This window comes from Leclercia sp. UBA7405 (genome assembly GCF_037152215.1).
Taxonomy (GTDB): Bacteria; Pseudomonadota; Gammaproteobacteria; order Enterobacterales; family Enterobacteriaceae; genus Enterobacter; species Enterobacter pneumoniae.
In genome coordinates this window covers 170,255-188,592 of the sequence record NZ_JBBCMR010000003.1, presented here as the reverse complement: position 1 = coordinate 188,592, position 18,338 = coordinate 170,255, and the positions used below count along the sequence as shown (strand labels likewise).

Genomic DNA, 18,338 nt, shown 5'->3' with positions numbered 1-18,338 from the left:
GCTGTAACGCGCCGGGCCACTGGCCGCGTGGTTCTCCGGCGCAGGGGGTAGACTATTTTATATTTCGACAGAAGGGATACAGGCAGCGATAAAAATGGCAGAGTCATTTGCTCTTAATATATTTCACTGAGACAGGCTGAAATATCGAATAACCCGCTTTGATTGCTATCAGGGAATATTAACAATCTGTGCGGTAATATTGGCAATTGGTGCGAAATAAAAAGGAGGCGATATCGCCTCCTTTTTGTTTTATTTAATGCCGTCAGCCGCCATTCTGTCGCGTACATGCTGTGCACGTTCTGCGGAGGCCGGGTGATCGTCAAACATAGAACTTGCACGACCCTCTTCCAGTTTGGCCAGTTTTTCGAAGCTGGTGGCTAAACCGGATGGGTTGATGCCGCGTTTGCGCAACAGATCGTAGGAGTAGTCATCGGCCTCTGACTCCTGACGCTGTGAGAACTGAGAGTTCACCAGTTTTTCGCCCAGATCGCCCAGCTGTGACTGAGACAGGCTACCGACGATGCCGCCTGCAGAAGCGGCGGCCACGCGCACGGCGTTGGTGCCCAGCGCAACCTGCATGCCTCTCTTCACGTGACCGAGCGCCACGTGACCCATTTCATGGCCGATCACCGCTTCGACTTCGTTATCGGTCATCATATCCATCAGGCCGCTGTAGACGCGGATACAGCCATTCGCCATCGCGAAGGCGTTCACGTCTTTCGCCATGTATACCTTGTAGTTTACCGGCTGGCCGTTGATGTTATCGCCCAGTGCGGAAGCAATCTTGGTCAGACGCTGCGAGTAGGTGCTATTAGCCGGCGCAACGGTGGCTTTGCCATCCATCTCTTTACAGGCTTCATCACTGAGGGCTTTAACCTGAGCATCGCTCAGGCTGTAGGCCTGAAAGGCTTCGGCACCGGAGCTCATCAGACCGTTGGAGTTCATGTTCTGACAGCCACTCAAAAGCAGAGTGGTACCCAGAGCCAGCACTATTGCACGCATTTTCATTATGTTGCTTCCGTACTCGTTGAATTCGATAAATTCTGAAAGTACTCCAGGGCAGCGAAGCCGGAGTTTCACTCAGTATAAAGAATATAAATCACGCCGGGCGAGAAGATTGCGCAACATGCGAGCGTGTTCCAGAGATTTCTTAACAGGCAAAAGAATGGTCCATGTACATGCTTTGTCGCTTGGGTTACATTGTTGGCACTTTTTTCCGGCGTAGCCCAAAACGCGCTGTCGTCAAGGGTATGGCCTTTAACAGTCCGATCTGGAGTCAAAATGTCTTCACGTAAAGAGCTTGCAAATGCTATCCGTGCGCTGAGCATGGACGCAGTACAAAAAGCCAAATCTGGCCACCCGGGTGCCCCGATGGGCATGGCTGATATTGCCGAAGTCCTGTGGCGTGATTTCCTGAACCATAACCCGCAGAACCCAGCATGGGCTGACCGCGACCGCTTCGTGCTGTCCAACGGCCACGGCTCAATGCTGATCTATAGCCTGCTGCATCTCACTGGCTATGATCTGCCAATCGAAGAGCTGAAAAACTTCCGTCAGCTGCATTCTAAAACTCCAGGTCACCCGGAAGTGGGTTACACCGCGGGCGTAGAAACCACCACCGGCCCGCTGGGTCAGGGTATTGCTAACGCAGTCGGTATGGCGATTGCCGAAAAAACGCTGGCAGCGCAGTTTAACCGTCCGGGCCATGACATCGTTGACCACTTCACCTACGCATTCCTGGGTGACGGCTGCATGATGGAAGGCATTTCTCACGAAGTGTGCTCCCTGGCCGGTACCCTGAAGCTGGGCAAACTGGTTGCGTTCTACGATGACAACGGCATCTCTATCGATGGTCACGTTGAAGGCTGGTTCACTGACGATACCGCAGCCCGTTTCGAAGCCTACGGCTGGCACGTGGTGCGTGGCGTTGATGGCCACGATGCTGACTCGATTAAACGCGCAGTAGAAGAAGCACGTGCGGTGACGGATAAACCATCCCTGCTGATGTGCAAAACCATCATTGGTTTCGGTTCCCCGAATAAAGCTGGCACCCATGACTCCCACGGCGCGCCGCTGGGCGACGCAGAAATTGCGCTGACCCGTGAAGCGCTGGGCTGGAAACATCCTGCCTTCGAAATCCCGTCTGAGATCTATGCACAGTGGGATGCGAAAGAAATGGGTCAGGCGAAAGAGTCCGCATGGAACGAGAAATTCGCTGCCTATGCGAAAGCTTTCCCACAGGAAGCCGCTGAATTCACCCGTCGTATGAAAGGCGAAATGCCATCTGATTTCGACGCGAAAGCCAACGAATTCATCGCTAAACTGCAGGCTAATCCGTCTAAAATCGCGAGCCGTAAAGCGTCTCAGAATGCGATTGAAGCGTTCGGTCCCTGGCTTCCAGAATTCCTGGGCGGCTCCGCTGACCTGGCACCGTCTAACCTGACTATCTGGTCCGGCTCTAAGCCAATCAACGAAGACACTGCCGGTAACTACATTCATTACGGCGTGCGCGAATTCGGCATGACCGCGATTGCTAACGGTATCTCCCTGCACGGTGGTTTCCTGCCGTACACCTCAACCTTCCTGATGTTCGTTGAGTACGCGCGTAACGCCGTGCGTATGGCTGCGCTGATGAAACAGCGTCAGGTGATGGTCTACACCCACGACTCTATCGGTCTGGGCGAAGATGGCCCAACTCACCAGCCGGTAGAGCAGGTAGCGTCCCTGCGCGTAACTCCTAACATGTCTACCTGGCGTCCATGTGACCAGGTTGAATCCGCGGTAGCGTGGAAATACGGCGTTGAGCGTCAGGACGGCCCGACCGCGCTGATCCTCTCCCGTCAGAACCTGGCACAGCAGGAGCGTACTCCTGAGCAGCTGGCTAACATCGCGCGTGGTGGTTACGTACTGAAAGATTGCGCAGGCCAGCCTGAGTTGATCTTCATCGCTACCGGTTCTGAAGTTGAGCTGGCCGTAGCGGCATGGGAAAAACTGACTGCCGAAGGCGTGAAGGCGCGCGTGGTGTCCATGCCGTCTACTGATGCGTTCGACAAGCAGGATGCGGCATACCGTGAATCCGTATTGCCTAAAGCGGTTTCCGCTCGCGTGGCGGTGGAAGCCGGTATCGCAGACTACTGGTTCAAATACGTGGGCCTGAACGGCGCTATCGTTGGTATGACCACCTTCGGTGAGTCTGCACCAGCGGAGCAGCTGTTCGAAGAGTTCGGCTTCACCGTTGAGAACGTAGTCGCGAAAGCGAAGGCGTTGCTGTAATTGATATTTTCCCCGGCGCGTTATACGCCCGGGGCTGAAATCCCAAAGCCAGGCAGACCAAAAGTCGCCTGGTTTTTTTATGGCTAAGATCACGAATTAAATGTGAAGCAATAGCTGAAACTTGATTTTTATCACAAATTTTAATAATAGGTATTTTGTATATCTGCAGTGAAGATCCCATTTAAACAGTTGCAAAATTAAATTATCTTCACAAATTATTGTTTAATAACGTTTTTATTTTTTCCATTAGTATTGACCTTTCGTATTTGCTTAATTTGCCTTAAAGCATTTCCCCGCGTATTTTATTTTTACGTTCAGCCCGAACCTAAAATAAGAGGGTGATTATGCGACTTATAAGTTATTTTCCCGATGAATCAATAAAGATAAAACATTCCGCTGATAACTGGCAGCAAGCCATTGATCACAGTATGGCATCATTGCTAAAAAATGGTTATGTCAACGCGCAATATATTCAGGCCATTAAAGATACAACGCAGCATAACGGACCCTATTATATTTTGGCTCCCGGTGTTGCGATGCCCCACGCCAGACCAGAACATGGCGCATTAAAAACAGGCATGTCTTTAACCTTATTAAAGCAAGGAGTCATGTTCGATAATAATGATGAACCTGTAAAGCTATTAATCGGGTTATCGGCGGCTGACGCAGATTCACATATTGAGGCAATCCAGGCCCTCAGTGAGTTATTATCAGAGGAAGAAAACTTAACGTCTTTGTTAGATTGTGATACAGAAAAACAACTCACCGATATTATTGCTAACGCTTAATCACGCTTTCCTTTACAGGATACTATTATGGAAAATAAGTCTGCTCGCGCTAAAGTCCAGGCTTTTGGTGGCTTTTTAACGGCGATGGTCATCCCTAATATTGGCGCCTTTATTGCCTGGGGATTCATTACTGCGTTATTTATTCCTACAGGCTGGCTACCCAATGAGCATTTCGCAAAAATAGTCGGTCCGATGATTACCTATTTACTGCCGATGATGATTGGTTCCACCGGGGGGCATCTGATTGGCGGAAAACGTGGCGCGGTAATGGGGGGCATCGGCACCATTGGGGTGATCGTGGGCGCGGATATCCCGATGTTCCTGGGCTCCATGATCATGGGACCGCTAGGGGGGCTGATCATTAAACAGATCGACCGGGCTTTAGAGAAACGCATCCCGGCCGGTTTTGAGATGGTGATCAACAATTTTTCACTCGGTATCTCGGGCATGCTGCTTTGCCTGCTCGGATTTGAAGTGATTGGCCCGGCGGTTCTGATTGCCAATACCTTTGTTAAAGAGTGCATCGAGGCGCTGGTGCATGCGGGCTATCTCCCTCTGTTATCGGTAATTAATGAACCGGCCAAAATTCTGTTCCTGAATAATGCTATCGATCAGGGAGTCTACTATCCGCTGGGCATGCAGCAGGCTTCCGTAGAGGGTAAGTCCATCTTCTTTATGGTGGCCTCTAACCCTGGGCCAGGGCTCGGCTTGCTCCTCGCGTTTTCCTTCTTTGGCAAGGGGATGAGTAAGCGCTCGGCGCCCGGAGCAATGATCATTCATTTCCTTGGCGGCATTCATGAACTCTATTTCCCGTATGTCCTGATGAAACCCCTGACGCTGATAGGCATGATTGCAGGGGGGATGGCTGGCACCTGGACCTTTAATGTGCTCGGCGGCGGACTGGTGGCTGGACCGAGCCCAGGATCCATTTTTGCCTATCTCGCCTTAACGCCGAAGGGGTCATTTATCGCCACCCTCGCGGGTGTTGCCGTAGGGACCCTGGTGACCTTCGCCGTGACCTCATTGATTTTGAAAATGGAAAAATCCGTGGAAACGGAAAAGGAAGATCGCTTTACGGAATCAACCCAGGCGATGAAATCCATGAAGCAGGCGGGCACATTTTCTCTTAAGAACGTTAAGCGAATTGCTTTTGTATGTGATGCAGGAATGGGATCAAGCGCAATGGGCGCGACAACATTCCGTAAACGGCTTGAGAAGAGTGGTCTTGTTATCGAGGTAAAACATTATGCCATTGAAAATATTCCCGCCGATGCGGATATGGTGGTGACGCACGCCAGTCTTGAAGGGCGCGTAAAACGAGTATCAGAAAAACCGCTCATTCTTATTAATAATTATATCGGCGACCCACAGCTTGATGTGCTGTTCAAAAAACTCACTGCTGAAATCTAATCAAATTCATAGAGGTTTATCATGAAAACAAAAGTCGCCGCGATATACGGTAAGGGTGATGTACGTTTACGCGAATTCGAACTGCCTGCGATTACCGATAATGAATTACTGGTGAGCGTTATTTCGGATAGCGTCTGTTTATCTACCTGGAAAGCGGCAATGCTGGGAAGCGATCATAAACGCGTACCGGATGATTTAGAAAACCATCCCGTTATTACCGGGCACGAATGTGCAGGCGTTATTGTTGAGGTAGGGAAAAAACTGGCCGGAAAATATAAAAAAGGACAGCGTTTTGTTTTACAACCCGCCATGGGGTTGCCGAGCGGTTATTCGGCCGGGTATAGCTATGAGTATTTTGGTGGCAACGCGACCTATATGATTATTCCGGAAATAGCGGTAAATCTGGGCTGCGTATTACCTTATAGCGGCTCCTATTTTGCCGCCGCATCGCTGGCGGAGCCAACCTGTTGCATTATTGGCGCCTATAAAGCGAATTACCATACCACGCAGTATGTCTACGAACATCGAATGGGAATAAAGCCCGGTGGTAATCTGGCCCTGCTGGCCTGTGCCGGGCCGATGGGAATTGGTGCAATAGATTACGCCATTAACGGCGGTATTCAGCCTGCTCGTATTGTGGTGGTTGATATTGATGAAACTCGCCTGGCGCAGGCCCGTAAACTATTACCCGTTGAACTGGCGGCCCAAAAGGGCATTGAGCTCATTTATATCAACACGTCGGGTATGGAAAATCCTGCGGAGGCATTGCGCGCGCTGACTAACGATGTCGGTTTTGACGACGTCTTTGTCTATGCAGCGGTTGCGTCAGTGGTTGAGATGGCCGATGAACTGCTGGCGGAGGATGGCTGCCTTAACTTCTTCGCCGGCCCTACGGATAAAGCCTTCAAGGTTCCCTTCAACTTTTATAACGTGCATTACAACAGCACGCACGTGGTGGGCACCTCAGGTGGCTCAACTGACGATATGAAAGAAGCAATAGCGCTTAGCGCCTCAGGGAAACTGCAACCCTCCTTTATGGTGACACATATCGGCGGGCTGGATGCGGTACCTGAAACTGTCCTCAATTTGCCCAACATTCCGGGGGGGAAAAAGCTCATCTACAACGGCGTGACCATGCCTTTGACGGCGATTGCCGATTTTGCCGAGAAAGGGAAGACCGACCCGCTGTTTAACGCGTTGGCCAGGTTGGTTGCCGAAACGCATGGCATCTGGAATGAGCAGGCAGAAAAATATCTTCTGGCGCACTTTGGCGTTGATACCGGGGAGGCATTGGCATGATGTCGCTTGCCTGGCCGCTGTTTCGCACAACGGAGCAGGCGGCGCTTGCTGCCTGGCCTCAAATCGGGTGCGGTGACAAAAATAAAATCGACGGACTGGCGGTAAGCTCAATGCGTCAGTCTCTCAACAATATGCCGATACGTGGCCGCATTGTTATTGGTGAGGGTGAAATTGACCATGCGCCAATGCTGTGGATTGGCGAAGAGGTCGGACAGGGCTGCGGGCCTCGCGTGGATATTGCGGTTGATCCTATCGAAGGCACCCGGATGGTGGCGATGGGGCAAAACAATGCCCTGGCGGTAATGGCGTTTGCGCCAGCGGGGAGTTTGCTGCATGCCCCCGATATGTATATGAAAAAGCTGGTGGTGAACCGGCTGGCGAAGGGGGCCATCGATCTCCATTTACCGCTGGTCGACAATCTACGTAACGTGGCGCAGGCGCTGGATAAACCACTGGACAAATTGCGGCTGGTCACGCTCGATAAGCCCCGAATGCGGGCGACCATTGATGAAGCAACCGCTCTTGGCGTGAAGGTCTTTGCCTTACCCGACGGAGACGTGGCGGCAAGCGTAATGACCTGTCTGCGGGATAATCAGTACGATGTGATGTATACCCTCGGTGGCGCGCCAGAAGGGGTGATCTCCGCCTGTGCGGTCGCGGCACTGGGGGGAGATATGCAGGCAGAGCTTATCGACTTTTGTCAGGCGAAAGGGGAGTCGGAAGAGAATCATCGTATCGCCGCCAGCGAACGCCTGCGCTGTGAAGCAATGGGCGTGATAATAAACCGCGTCTACTCACTGGGCGAACTCGTTGCAGGCGAGGACGTTATTTTCTCCGCCACGAGCGTGACCGGAGGCGATCTCGTCAATGGCATTCAACAGGTGACGGACGGCGTGCGCACGCAAACTTTACTCATCGGCGGCGCGGACCGGACGTGTAATATTATAGACTCTCTGCATTCATGGTGATTTATCGAGAAACAAATGACGACGCTAATCGAAGACGACGTAATTGAGCAACTGGATGCTCAGACGGATTTACTCGCGTTTATGGCAAAAGCAAATGAGATCTTGCTGCTGGGTATCAGACGTTTTCTGCCGTCGTTGTTCGTCAATAATGATGAAGAAATTGTGGAATATGCAGTGAAGCCGTTACTCGCGCAAAGCGGGCCGTTAGACGATATTACCGTGGCGCTGCGTTTGATTTTTGCCCTGGGGAAAATGGAGAAATGGTTGTATGCCGATATCACCCATTTCTCGCAGTTCTATCACTATCTTCAGGAGCAAAAAGAGATCCCGGGTTTTGCAGATGACATCACCTGGGATTTCATCAGCAACGTGAATAGCATTACCCGCAATGCCACCTTATTTAACGCCCTTGAGTCGATGAAGTTTGCTGACTTTGCCGCGTGGTCTGAAGTGCGGTTTACGGGCATGGTCAAAACGGCAATGACGCTGGCGATAACGGCAATACTTAAGGAATTAGACCCGTGAAAATTAGCCTGACGGTGAATGGATTACCGGTTGACGCTCAGTATTCAGATGATGAAATCCAAAACGTACATCTTCCCTTGCTACAGCACATAGCGAAGCGACACAGGGAGAACCCGCGATCCAGAACCGTTGTTTTCCTCAGCGCCCCCCCGGGGACAGGTAAATCGACGCTCACAACGTTCTGGGAGTACCTCTCCCGGCAAGCCCCCGACCTGCCCAGCATCCAGACGCTGCCGATGGACGGTTTCCATCACTACAACGCCTGGCTGGACGCCAACCATTTACGCACGTTTAAAGGCGCTCCGGAGACCTTTAACGTTGATAAACTTGCCGCAAATTTGGCTCAGCTTCGCGAGCCAATCGCACGCTGGCCGCAGTATGACAGACAAAAACACGATCCTGTCGAAGCGGCTATTACGGTAACGGCGAGTATTGCGATCGTTGAAGGCAACTGGCTCCTGCTTGATGACGAAAAATGGAAAGCACTGGAGGTATTTTGTGATTTATCGGTATTTATCACAGCCCCGCCATCGGCGCTGCGTGAACGGCTGGTGCAGCGCAAGATAGCAGGGGGGTTATCACCAGACGAGGCGCAGGCATTTTATCTGCGCACAGATGGGCCAAACGTCGATCGTGTGCTTAGCCAGAGTCGTCAGGCTGATGTGGTATTGCAGATGACGGCAGCAGGGGAATACAGGTTTGCCTGACTGGAATAATTGGACGCGCTTTTAACGGAGAAAATGTGACGCAAGTCAGATAAATGGCGAATCACTCCGATGGAACGTTCCTTTTATTCCACGTTTCGCTTATTCTGGCTGAAGCGTTTCAGTCGATTATGTGTTCGACAAATGACCAATCAGTTGCAGTTTGTGACAGGCAAGCATTCCCCTCTGAGCGTCGCTGCATTACTCTGTCAGCCACCTCGAATCAAGGATAGCCTTGCAGGAGACTTATGACCGTACGCATAGCGATTAATGGCTTCGGTCGCATCGGACGCAACGTGGTTCGTGCTTTATATGAATCCGGGCGCCGTGCGGAAATCACCGTGGTGGCAATCAATGAACTGGCCGATGCTGCTGGCATGGCGCATTTGTTGAAATATGACACCAGCCATGGGCGCTTTGCCTGGGACGTTCGTCAGGAAAGAGAGCAGCTTTTTGTCGGTGACGATGCCATTCGGGTTCTGCATGAACGCAGCCTTGATGCGCTGCCCTGGCGCGAGTTGGGCATAGATGTGGTGCTCGACTGCACCGGCGTATACGGCAGCCGCGAGCATGGCGAAGCGCATCTTGCGGCGGGCGCGAAAAAGGTTCTTTTCTCTCATCCTGGCGGCAACGATCTCGATGCTACTGTGGTCTTTGGTGTGAATCACCATGAACTGCAAGCTGAACACCGCCTTGTCTCCAATGCTTCCTGCACCACCAACTGCATTATTCCGGTCATTAAACTGTTAGATGATGCGTATGGCATCGAGTCGGGTACCGTCACCACAATCCACTCTGCCATGCACGATCAGCAGGTTATTGATGCCTATCATCCTGACCTGCGACGCACGCGTGCTGCGAGCCAGTCGATTATCCCGGTAGATACCAAACTGGCCGCCGGTATTTCGCGCATTTTCCCGCAGTTTAACGACCGTTTTGAAGCCATTGCCGTGCGCGTACCGACCATCAACGTGACGGCAATTGACCTCAGCGTTACCGTGAAAAAACCGGTAAAAGCCTGTGAAGTCAACCTGTTGCTGCAAAAAGCGGCACAGCAAGCATTTCATGGTATAGTTGACTATACGGAATTACCGTTGGTCTCAATTGATTTCAACCACGATCCGCACAGTGCCATTGTCGATGGCACCCAAACGCGGGTCAGTGGAGCGCACTTAATCAAAACGCTGGTCTGGTGCGACAACGAATGGGGCTTTGCTAACCGGATGCTCGACACCACGTTAGCAATGGCCGCTAAAGGTTTCAGGTAAGGCGCGTAAAGCGCCTGCAAAACTTTAAGAATCAACGAGAGGATTCACCATGTCTGTAATTAAGATGACCGATCTGGATCTGGCTGGTAAACGCGTTTTCATCCGTGCAGATCTGAACGTACCGGTTAAAGACGGCAAAGTGACCAGTGACGCGCGTATCCGTGCTTCTCTGCCGACCATCGAACTGGCCCTGAAACAAGGCGCTAAAGTGATGGTAACTTCCCACCTGGGTCGTCCGACCGAAGGCGAGTACAACGAAGAGTTCTCTCTGCTGCCGGTTGTTAATTACCTGAAAGACAAACTGTCCAGCCCGGTGCGCCTGGTAAAAGATTACCTGGATGGCGTTGAAGTGGCTGAAGGCGAGCTGGTAGTGCTGGAAAACGTTCGCTTTAACAAAGGCGAAAAGAAAGACGACGAAGCGCTGTCCAAAAAATATGCTGCACTCTGTGACGTATTCGTTATGGATGCCTTTGGTACCGCTCACCGCGCGCAAGCCTCTACCCATGGTATCGGTAAATTCGCTGATGTCGCCTGTGCAGGCCCACTGCTGGCTGACGAACTGGAAGCACTGGGTAAAGCCCTGAAAGAACCAGCACGTCCGATGGTTGCTATCGTTGGCGGTTCTAAAGTGTCTACCAAACTGACCGTTCTGGACTCTCTGTCCAAAATCGCGGACCAGCTGATCGTTGGCGGTGGTATCGCAAACACCTTCGTCGCGGCCCAGGGCCACAACGTGGGTAAATCCCTGTACGAAGCCGATCTGGTTGATGAAGCGAAACGCCTGCTGACTACCTGCGATATCCCGGTTCCAACCGACGTTCGCGTGGCGACCGAGTTCTCTGAAACCGCGACCGCGACCCTGAAATCTGTCTCTGACATTAAAGATGAAGAGCAGATTCTGGACCTCGGCGACGTCTCTGCACAGCGTCTGGCAGAGATCCTGAAAAACGCCAAAACCATTCTGTGGAATGGCCCGGTTGGCGTGTTCGAATTCCCGAACTTCCGTAAAGGTACTGAAACCGTGGCTAACGCGATTGCTGACAGCGAAGCGTTCTCCATCGCAGGCGGTGGTGACACCCTGGCGGCAATCGACCTGTTCGGTATTTCCGACAAAATCTCCTACATCTCCACTGGCGGCGGCGCATTCCTCGAATTCGTGGAAGGCAAAGTTCTGCCGGCAGTAGCAATGCTCGAAGAGCGCGCGAAGAAGTAAGCCATTTAAGGGCAGGGTAACCTGCCCAATTATTAGCGCGCTTTAAAGCACGCATCCCTTTCCAAGGCCGAAGATACAGGACTCGCAACATGTCTAAAATTTTTGATTTCGTAAAACCTGGCGTAATCACCGGTGATGACGTTCAGAAAGTGTTCCAGGTAGCTAAAGAAAACAACTTTGCTCTGCCTGCTGTTAACTGCGTGGGTACCGACTCCATCAACGCCGTACTGGAAGCCGCTGCGAAAGTTAAAGCACCGGTTATCGTTCAGTTCTCCAACGGTGGTGCTGCGTTCATCGCAGGTAAAGGCGTGAAAACTGACGTTCCTCAGGGCGCGGCTATCCTGGGTGCTATCTCTGGTGCACACCATGTGCACCAGATGGCTGAACATTACGGTGTTCCAGTCATCCTGCACACTGACCACTGCGCGAAGAAACTGCTGCCGTGGATCGATGGTCTGCTGGATGCGGGTGAAAAACACTACGCAGCTACCGGCAAGCCACTGTTCTCTTCTCACATGATCGACCTGTCTGAAGAGTCTCTGGAAGAGAACATCGAGATCTGCTCCAAATATCTGGCGCGTATGGCCAAAATGGACATGACTCTGGAAATCGAACTGGGTTGCACCGGTGGTGAAGAAGACGGCGTGGACAACAGCCACATGGACGCTTCTGCCCTGTACACTCAGCCAGAAGATGTTGATTACGCTTACACCGAGCTGAGCAAAATCAGCCCACGCTTCACTATCGCAGCGTCCTTCGGTAACGTGCACGGCGTTTACAAACCAGGTAACGTGGTTCTGACCCCGACCATCCTGCGTGATTCTCAGGAATACGTTTCTAAGAAACACAACCTGCCGCACAACAGCCTGAACTTCGTCTTCCACGGCGGTTCCGGTTCTTCTGCGCAGGAAATCAAAGATTCCGTCAGCTACGGCGTGATCAAAATGAACATCGATACCGATACCCAATGGGCAACCTGGGACGGTATCCTGCAGTACTACAAAACCAACGAAGCGTATCTGCAAGGTCAGCTGGGTAACCCGAAAGGCGAAGACCAGCCGAACAAGAAATACTACGATCCGCGCGTATGGCTGCGTGCTGCCCAGTCATCCATGGTGACGCGTCTGGAGCAGGCCTTCAAAGAGCTGAACGCGGTTGACGTTCTGTAATTTGCGCTGCTAACAGCCTCAGAAAGGCCCGCCTGTGCGGGCCTTTTTTTATGCTTTTTCAATAAGCTGTAAATCCTGATTTTGTGATCTGTTTGGCAAAACCCTGGCTTTTTGTTTACCCTTTACTCACTTGCCTGTCCCTCTGTGGGAGGGTTCTGACGTTGAATGAGCATAAGGATAGATAAATGGAAGATCTCGGTGTTGTAGATAGCATCAATAACGCTGGCTCCTGGCTGGTGCGTAACCAGGCGCTACTGCTGAGTTATGCGGTAAACATCGTTGCGGCGATTGCGATCATCATCATCGGGATGATTGTCGCACGAATCATTTCGAATGCGGTTAACCGCGTAATGCGCGCGCGTCACATTGATGCCACGGTTGCGGACTTTCTCTCCGCGCTGGTTCGTTACGGTATTATTGCCTTTACGCTGATCGCCGCGCTTGGCCGCGTCGGGGTGCAAACGGCATCGGTTATCGCCGTATTGGGTGCCGCCGGTCTGGCGATTGGCCTGGCGTTGCAGGGCTCCCTGTCGAACCTGGCGGCTGGCGTGCTGCTGGTGACCTTCCGCCCGTTCCGCTCCGGCGAGTATGTTGATCTGGGTGGGGTGGCAGGTACGGTATTGCAGGTGCAGATCTTCTCTACCACTATGCGTACCGTAGATGGCCGTATCGTGGTCATCCCGAACGGTAAAATCATCGCTAATAACATCATCAACTTCTCACGCGAACCGGTACGTCGTAACGAGTTTATTATTGGTGTCGCGTATGATTCCGATATTGATAAAGTGAAACAGCTGCTCACCAACATCATCGACTCCGACGATCGTATTCTGAACGATCGTGAAAAGACGGTGCGTCTCAACGAACTGGGCGCCTCATCAATTAACTTTGTGGTCCGTGTCTGGAGTAACAGCAGCGATCTGCAGAGCGTTTACTGGGACGTACTGGAGCGCATCAAACGTGATTTCGATGCCAATGGTATTAGCTTCCCATATCCGCAGATGGACGTTAACTTTAAGCGAGTGAAAGAGAACGCGAGTGAGTAACTGACACCCGTCTAATGACGCCCACGCATCGCGGGGGCGTCGTTTAAAGGCTATTTTTGCAAGGCATCCTTAAGCGCTAATCCCACGGCACGCATTATCAGAGCGGCATCTTTATTGCCTTTCTCTTCCTGAATCTGGATCCATTCTGCCTGTACCTGTTGATAATTCGTGGCTTCCTGCCAACGCGCGAGCTCTGCATGGCTCAGGATGTGAAGGTGAGCCCCCTCTTTTGCCATCCGCTTACCCAGGGAACGAACACTCTTGTCGAGTAGCGTGCCCAGTTGCTTTTCCGTTGATGCCGCCGCCCGTTGAATGGCAGCCTGATCTTTTGCATCCAGCGCCGCCCACACCTCTTTATTAATCGCTAATAGATAAACATGTCCCAGCCACATCGCGGGAGAGTAACTTACCCACGGCGCTGCGCGCTGGACCTGAATGTTCCAGGCGCTATCAAGATTTACCAGAAGACCATCAAGCTGCCCGCTGCGCAACGCCCCGCTAATGTTGTTGTTCCAGGGCATTGAGATTGGCGTTCCTCCCGCGTTCCTGAGCCACGCCTGGTGCCAAAAGCTGGCTGTGCGCCAGCGGGTTCCCTCCAGCGCATCGAACCGTAGCGACGGTACCGTGCTGAAAAATCCGGCTGGATAGCCCAGGAAAAATTGCAGATTGATCAGGTTGTTGTTGTTCAGTTCGCGGCTGAACTGTGGATTTTGCAAAAATATGTGTTTAAAAAAGGCGACCTGAGCTGCGCCCGTATCCGGCCCAACAGGGAAGCTTTTGAATATCTGGTGCAGAGGGAGTTGGGCGGGTGAATACTCCGGAACCACAATACCCATATCCGCTATTTTGCCTTCGGCAACGGTGGTAAGCGCATTGTAGCTGGTGGAGAGCTCACCTCCCCAGTGAGCTTCTATTTTTACCTTTCCCTGAGATTCACGCTCAACTGCATGGAAAAAAATCTCGTTGATGGCTCGTGTTCGCATGTTGCCATAGGGTTCGTGATCGGTGTAGCGCAACACAGTTTGCGCATGGCCAACAGCGCAGGACATGAAAAGGGCAGTGAGAACTAACGACAGACAAAGCAATCTACGATGAGGTTTCATACCAATCCCTGGTGAGTTAAATAAACGGAATTGATTCTGTTATACAATAATCACTGCCACCATTAATTATTTTAATTAACAATTAATAATATCAATTTCAACTAATGACGCTCTCGCAGTATAGTCTGCACTTAAGACAACAGTATGAGACATTAAGAATGTTATCCTATTATTTTCAAGGGCTTGCTCTAGGTGCGGCCATGATAGTTCCCCTCGGCCCACAAAATGCCTTTGTGATGAATCAGGGGATACGTCGCCAGTATCACCTGATGATTGCGCTGCTATGTGCCGTGAGCGATCTGCTGCTCATTTGCGCGGGGATCTTTGGCGGCAGCGCCCTGTTAATGCAGTCACCGTGGCTGATGGCGCTGGTGACCTGGGGCGGGGTGGCGTTTTTACTCTGGTATGGCTTTGGCGCCCTGAAAACCGCGATGAGCAGTAATCTGGAACTGGCGACCGCCGGGGTAATGAAGCAGGGACGCTGGAAGTTGATTGTCACTATGCTGGCCGTCACCTGGCTTAATCCGCACGTTTATCTTGATACCTTTGTCGTACTGGGCAGTCTGGGGGGACAGCTCGACGTAGAGCCGAAGCGCTGGTTTGCGCTGGGGACAATTAGCGCCTCATTCCTGTGGTTCTTCGGTCTGGCGCTGCTCGCCGCCTGGCTGGCTCCGCGACTGCGCACCACCAAAGCCCAGCGCATTATCAACATCCTGGTGGGGCTGGTGATGTGGTTTATCGCCTTCCAGTTGGCGAAAGAGGGTATTTATCACGTGCGTGAACTATTCAACTAAGCGTTGTCTTATGGACAATAGGCCAGCAGCCGCTAAGCTTGCTGGCATGCGCCCTGTTACATGGGCACTCTTTCGCAGCATGGAGGAATGAAAGTGAAGTTGAATGCAATCGCCCTGGCGGCATTAATGGGTTTTGCCGCCGTATCTGTTCAGGCTAGCGAATTGCCTGACAGCCCGCATATTGTTACCTCAGGTACGGCAAGCGTGGATGCGGTACCGGATATCGCCACCCTGGCCATTGAAGTGAACGTGGCGGCAAAAGACGCCGCGACAGCCAAGAAGCAGGCTGACGACCGTGTTGCGCAATATCTCTCTTTCCTTGAGCAGAACGGCGTAGGTAAAAAGGATATCAACTCAGCCAACTTGCGTACCCAGCCAGATTACGATTACCAGAACGGTAAAAGCATTCTGAAAGGCTACCGTGCAGTGCGTACGGTGGAAGTGACCGTGCGTCAGCTCGATAAACTTAACTCTCTACTGGATGGCGCGCTGAAAGCGGGGCTGAACGAGATTCGCTCCGTCTCACTGGGCGTTGCGCAACCTGAAAAATACAAAGACGAAGCACGTAAAGCGGCGATTGATGATGCCGTGCGTCAGGCGCAGCAGCTGGCTTCCGGTTTCAACAGCAAGCTGGGGCCAGTGTACAGCGTTCGTTACCACGTCTCTAACTACCAGCCGAGCCCGATGGTTCGTATGATGAAGGCCGATTCAGCACCGGTCTCCGCACAGGAAACCTACGAGCAGCCAACGATTCAGTTTGATGATCAGGTTGATGTGGTGTTCCAGCTTGAGCCTGCGCAGGGTCAGCAGCAGGATACGGCGGCTAAAGCGCAGTAACGATTTACGCTTCACTTAAACCCTCTCCAGCCGGAGAGGGTTTTCACGTTTAATCCTGTCTTAATACCTTATGCCCGTGGGCCAGCAGCGCATCCGTCACGTTGCGCATCATGCGGCTTTCCGGCGCAAAACGGTGCCAGTACAACATCCGGCGCTGATAGAGGCCAGGCGTCAGGTCGATAAGCTCGCCGCTGTTCAGCTCTTTCTCAATCTGCAAGTGTGGAATCATACAGCAGGTGGTGCCCTGACGCGCCAGCTGCACAAAGGCCTCTGACGAGTTAACAATATGGCACGGCACGCTGCCTGGCGGCAGGTCGAAGTTCTGTTGTAAAAATGCCTGGTGCATATCATCCAGATGGTCGAACGCCACGGCAGGGGCTTTAAGCAGCGCGGCACGGGTCACGCCGTTCGGGAAATAGCGGTCGGCAAAAGCTTTTGACCCGACGAACAGGTAATCCAGCGCCCCCAGTTGGTCTACCAGGCAGCTTGGCAGCGCCTGAGGCTGGATACTGACTGCGCCTACCACTTCCCCGCGACGCAGGCGCTCCTGGGTGCGGGTTTCATCTTCAACCTGCAGGTTCAGACGAATGGGCGAATCGGATAAGACCGGCGCCAGCGCGGGCAGCAGCCATGTCGCCAGACTGTCGGCGTTTACCGCCAGCGACAGCAACAGCGGGGTAGAGCCGGTCTGCTCGTCACCCAGCCACTCCTCTTCAAGCAGCTCAACCTGACGCAACAACGCCAGCAGCTTCTGCCCCTGTTCGGTTGGGCGCGGTGGTACGGTACGAACCAGCAGCGGCTGCCCGAACATGTTCTCCAGCTGTTTGATACGTTGTGATACGGCGGATTGCGTAATGCACAGCTTTTGCGCCGCGCGTTCAAAACCGCGTTCACGAATAACGGCATCAAGCGCCTGAAGTGTTCTGTAGTCCGGACGTTTCATTGCTTTGGCTGGCTCCCAGGAAATTCATTACGTCGCACTATGACATAAATTTATGTTTGATACAGACGAAATTGGTGACCGCGCCGATCACACCGGCAAGGTGTTTGCTCTATAATGCGCGTCACGCATTGACACCACAGGCATGAGATCATGACACAGGATGAACTGAAAAAAGCAGTAGGATGGGCCGCTCTCCAGTATGTGCAGCCGGGCACCATTGTTGGCGTGGGTACGGGGTCGACCGCAGCACACTTTATTGATGCGCTGGGGACGATGAAAGGCCAGATCGAGGGCGCGGTTTCTAGCTCTGACGCCTCCACCGAAAAACTGAAAAGCCTGGGCATCACCGTTTTTGATCTCAACGAAGTGGATCGTCTGGGGATCTATGTCGATGGTGCAGATGAGATCAATGGTCATATGCAGATGATCAAAGGCGGCGGCGCGGCGCTAACGCGTGAGAAGATTATCGCCTCCGTAGCTGACAAGTTTATCTGTATTGCTGATGCCTCCAAGCAGGTGGATATTCTGGGTGCATTTCCCCTGCCGGTTGAGGTGATCCCGATGGCGCGCAGCGCTCTGGCGCGAGAGCTGGTGAAGCTGGGTGGCCGTCCGGAATACCGTCAGGGCGTGGTTACGGATAACGGCAACGTGATTCTGGATGTTCACGGTCTGGAAATTCTTGATGCTATCGCAATGGAAAACGCGATCAACGCGCTTCCGGGCGTCGTCACGGTAGGGTTATTTGCCAATCGCGGCGCGGATGTCGCGCTGATCGGTACCGCAGATGGCGTCAAAACCATCACAAAATGATCTGGTGGGGGGCGTTGTCCCCCCGCTAAATATTTTGCAAAAGCCAAATTCGGTGACTTGTATCACGTTTTTCGGTCTCGTCTGACAATCCTGCCGCTTTCATTATCATCTCCAGCATTTTCCTCTGCCATTTTGCTCTGGATGACTTTTCTTCAGAGAGCCGACGCAAACGTTCATATTGCTGCAAT

17 protein-coding genes are annotated in these 18,338 nt (G+C 52.4%); 14 read left to right on the top strand and 3 right to left on the bottom strand.

Features of this window, described 5'->3' with window-relative positions; translation table 11 throughout:
• Positions 1–249 precede the first annotated feature (249 nt).
• Positions 250–1,008, bottom strand: a complete 759-nt coding sequence (locus WFN75_RS16140) for a M48 family metallopeptidase (protein ID WP_040074110.1) — start codon at positions 1,006–1,008, stop codon at positions 250–252.
• Positions 1,009–1,281: 273 nt separating this feature from the next.
• On the opposite strand from WFN75_RS16140, the gene tkt reads away from it, so the two are divergent.
• The 11 genes from tkt (at position 1,282) to WFN75_RS16085 (ending at position 13,663) form a co-directional block, all read left to right on the top strand.
• Entirely contained in the window at positions 1,282–3,273 is a 1,992-nt protein-coding gene (tkt, locus tag WFN75_RS16135; protein ID WP_040074111.1) for a transketolase, read from the top strand.
• Between the two features lie 344 nt (positions 3,274–3,617).
• The gene (cmtB, locus tag WFN75_RS16130) at positions 3,618–4,061 is read left to right on the top strand and encodes a PTS mannitol transporter subunit IIA (protein ID WP_286808089.1); all 444 of its coding nucleotides are present in this window, start codon (positions 3,618–3,620) and stop codon (positions 4,059–4,061) included.
• Positions 4,062–4,088: 27 nt separating this feature from the next.
• Positions 4,089–5,471, top strand: coding sequence for a PTS mannitol transporter subunit IICB (locus WFN75_RS16125; protein WP_336996491.1), 1,383 nt, complete (start codon positions 4,089–4,091; stop codon positions 5,469–5,471).
• A 21-nt stretch (positions 5,472–5,492) separates the two neighbouring features.
• Positions 5,493–6,770, top strand: coding sequence for a zinc-binding dehydrogenase (locus WFN75_RS16120; protein WP_336996490.1), 1,278 nt, complete (start codon positions 5,493–5,495; stop codon positions 6,768–6,770).
• Complete coding sequence (glpX, locus tag WFN75_RS16115; protein ID WP_336996489.1) at positions 6,767–7,738, top strand: class II fructose-bisphosphatase; 972 nt, start codon at positions 6,767–6,769, stop codon at positions 7,736–7,738. Before WFN75_RS16120 ends, glpX begins: the two co-directional genes overlap by 4 nt.
• A gap of 15 nt (positions 7,739–7,753) precedes the next feature.
• Positions 7,754–8,263 carry an MltR family transcriptional regulator gene (locus WFN75_RS16110; protein ID WP_040074116.1) on the top strand — a complete coding sequence of 170 codons (510 nt, stop codon included), beginning with the start codon at positions 7,754–7,756 and terminating at the stop codon, positions 8,261–8,263.
• Complete coding sequence (locus tag WFN75_RS16105; protein ID WP_336996488.1) at positions 8,260–8,970, top strand: nucleoside/nucleotide kinase family protein; 711 nt, start codon at positions 8,260–8,262, stop codon at positions 8,968–8,970. Before WFN75_RS16110 ends, WFN75_RS16105 begins: the two co-directional genes overlap by 4 nt.
• A 245-nt stretch (positions 8,971–9,215) precedes the next feature.
• On the top strand, positions 9,216–10,235 hold the full coding sequence (epd, locus tag WFN75_RS16100; protein ID WP_040074118.1) for an erythrose-4-phosphate dehydrogenase: 1,020 nt from the start codon (positions 9,216–9,218) through the stop codon (positions 10,233–10,235).
• A 49-nt stretch (positions 10,236–10,284) separates the two neighbouring features.
• Positions 10,285–11,448 carry a phosphoglycerate kinase gene (gene pgk, locus WFN75_RS16095; RefSeq protein ID WP_040074119.1) on the top strand — a complete coding sequence of 388 codons (1,164 nt, stop codon included), beginning with the start codon at positions 10,285–10,287 and terminating at the stop codon, positions 11,446–11,448.
• An 89-nt stretch (positions 11,449–11,537) separates the two neighbouring features.
• Positions 11,538–12,617, top strand: a complete 1,080-nt coding sequence (gene fbaA, locus WFN75_RS16090) for a class II fructose-bisphosphate aldolase (protein ID WP_040074120.1) — start codon at positions 11,538–11,540, stop codon at positions 12,615–12,617.
• A gap of 185 nt (positions 12,618–12,802) precedes the next feature.
• Positions 12,803–13,663 carry a small-conductance mechanosensitive channel MscS gene (locus tag WFN75_RS16085; RefSeq protein WP_046887126.1) on the top strand — a complete coding sequence of 287 codons (861 nt, stop codon included), beginning with the start codon at positions 12,803–12,805 and terminating at the stop codon, positions 13,661–13,663.
• Positions 13,664–13,713: 50 nt separating this feature from the next.
• On the opposite strand, the gene dctP is transcribed toward WFN75_RS16085, so the two are convergent.
• A complete protein-coding gene (gene dctP / locus WFN75_RS16080; RefSeq protein ID WP_336996487.1) occupies positions 13,714–14,766 on the bottom strand; it encodes a TRAP transporter substrate-binding protein DctP in 1,053 nt (350 codons plus the stop codon).
• A gap of 158 nt (positions 14,767–14,924) precedes the next feature.
• Between dctP and argO the strand changes: the two genes are divergently transcribed.
• A complete protein-coding gene (gene argO / locus WFN75_RS16075; protein WP_336996486.1) occupies positions 14,925–15,560 on the top strand; it encodes an arginine exporter ArgO in 636 nt (211 codons plus the stop codon).
• Between the two features lie 93 nt (positions 15,561–15,653).
• The gene (locus tag WFN75_RS16070) at positions 15,654–16,397 is read left to right on the top strand and encodes an oxidative stress defense protein (RefSeq protein WP_040078397.1); all 744 of its coding nucleotides are present in this window, start codon (positions 15,654–15,656) and stop codon (positions 16,395–16,397) included.
• 49 nt (positions 16,398–16,446) lie between these two features.
• Here WFN75_RS16070 and argP read toward each other — a convergent pair whose 3' ends face one another.
• Complete coding sequence (gene argP / locus WFN75_RS16065) at positions 16,447–17,340, bottom strand: DNA-binding transcriptional regulator ArgP (protein WP_040074124.1); 894 nt, start codon at positions 17,338–17,340, stop codon at positions 16,447–16,449.
• Positions 17,341–17,490: 150 nt separating this feature from the next.
• Here argP and rpiA point away from each other — a divergent pair, with 150 nt between their 5' ends.
• Complete coding sequence (gene rpiA, locus WFN75_RS16060) at positions 17,491–18,150, top strand: ribose-5-phosphate isomerase RpiA (RefSeq protein WP_336996485.1); 660 nt, start codon at positions 17,491–17,493, stop codon at positions 18,148–18,150.
• Positions 18,151–18,338: the final 188 nt, after the last annotated feature.

Coding starts and splice junctions, on each gene's coding strand:
- WFN75_RS16140 (WP_040074110.1), bottom strand. CDS start 1,008: ATGAAAATGCGTGCAATAGTGCTGGCTCTGGGTACCACTCTGCTTTTG.
- tkt (WP_040074111.1), top strand. CDS start 1,282: ATGTCTTCACGTAAAGAGCTTGCAAATGCTATCCGTGCGCTGAGCATG.
- cmtB (WP_286808089.1), top strand. CDS start 3,618: ATGCGACTTATAAGTTATTTTCCCGATGAATCAATAAAGATAAAACAT.
- WFN75_RS16125 (WP_336996491.1), top strand. CDS start 4,089: ATGGAAAATAAGTCTGCTCGCGCTAAAGTCCAGGCTTTTGGTGGCTTT.
- WFN75_RS16120 (WP_336996490.1), top strand. CDS start 5,493: ATGAAAACAAAAGTCGCCGCGATATACGGTAAGGGTGATGTACGTTTA.
- glpX (WP_336996489.1), top strand. CDS start 6,767: ATGATGTCGCTTGCCTGGCCGCTGTTTCGCACAACGGAGCAGGCGGCG.
- WFN75_RS16110 (WP_040074116.1), top strand. CDS start 7,754: ATGACGACGCTAATCGAAGACGACGTAATTGAGCAACTGGATGCTCAG.
- epd (WP_040074118.1), top strand. CDS start 9,216: ATGACCGTACGCATAGCGATTAATGGCTTCGGTCGCATCGGACGCAAC.
- pgk (WP_040074119.1), top strand. CDS start 10,285: ATGTCTGTAATTAAGATGACCGATCTGGATCTGGCTGGTAAACGCGTT.
- fbaA (WP_040074120.1), top strand. CDS start 11,538: ATGTCTAAAATTTTTGATTTCGTAAAACCTGGCGTAATCACCGGTGAT.
- WFN75_RS16085 (WP_046887126.1), top strand. CDS start 12,803: ATGGAAGATCTCGGTGTTGTAGATAGCATCAATAACGCTGGCTCCTGG.
- dctP (WP_336996487.1), bottom strand. CDS start 14,766: ATGAAACCTCATCGTAGATTGCTTTGTCTGTCGTTAGTTCTCACTGCC.
- argO (WP_336996486.1), top strand. CDS start 14,925: ATGTTATCCTATTATTTTCAAGGGCTTGCTCTAGGTGCGGCCATGATA.
- argP (WP_040074124.1), bottom strand. CDS start 17,340: ATGAAACGTCCGGACTACAGAACACTTCAGGCGCTTGATGCCGTTATT.
- rpiA (WP_336996485.1), top strand. CDS start 17,491: ATGACACAGGATGAACTGAAAAAAGCAGTAGGATGGGCCGCTCTCCAG.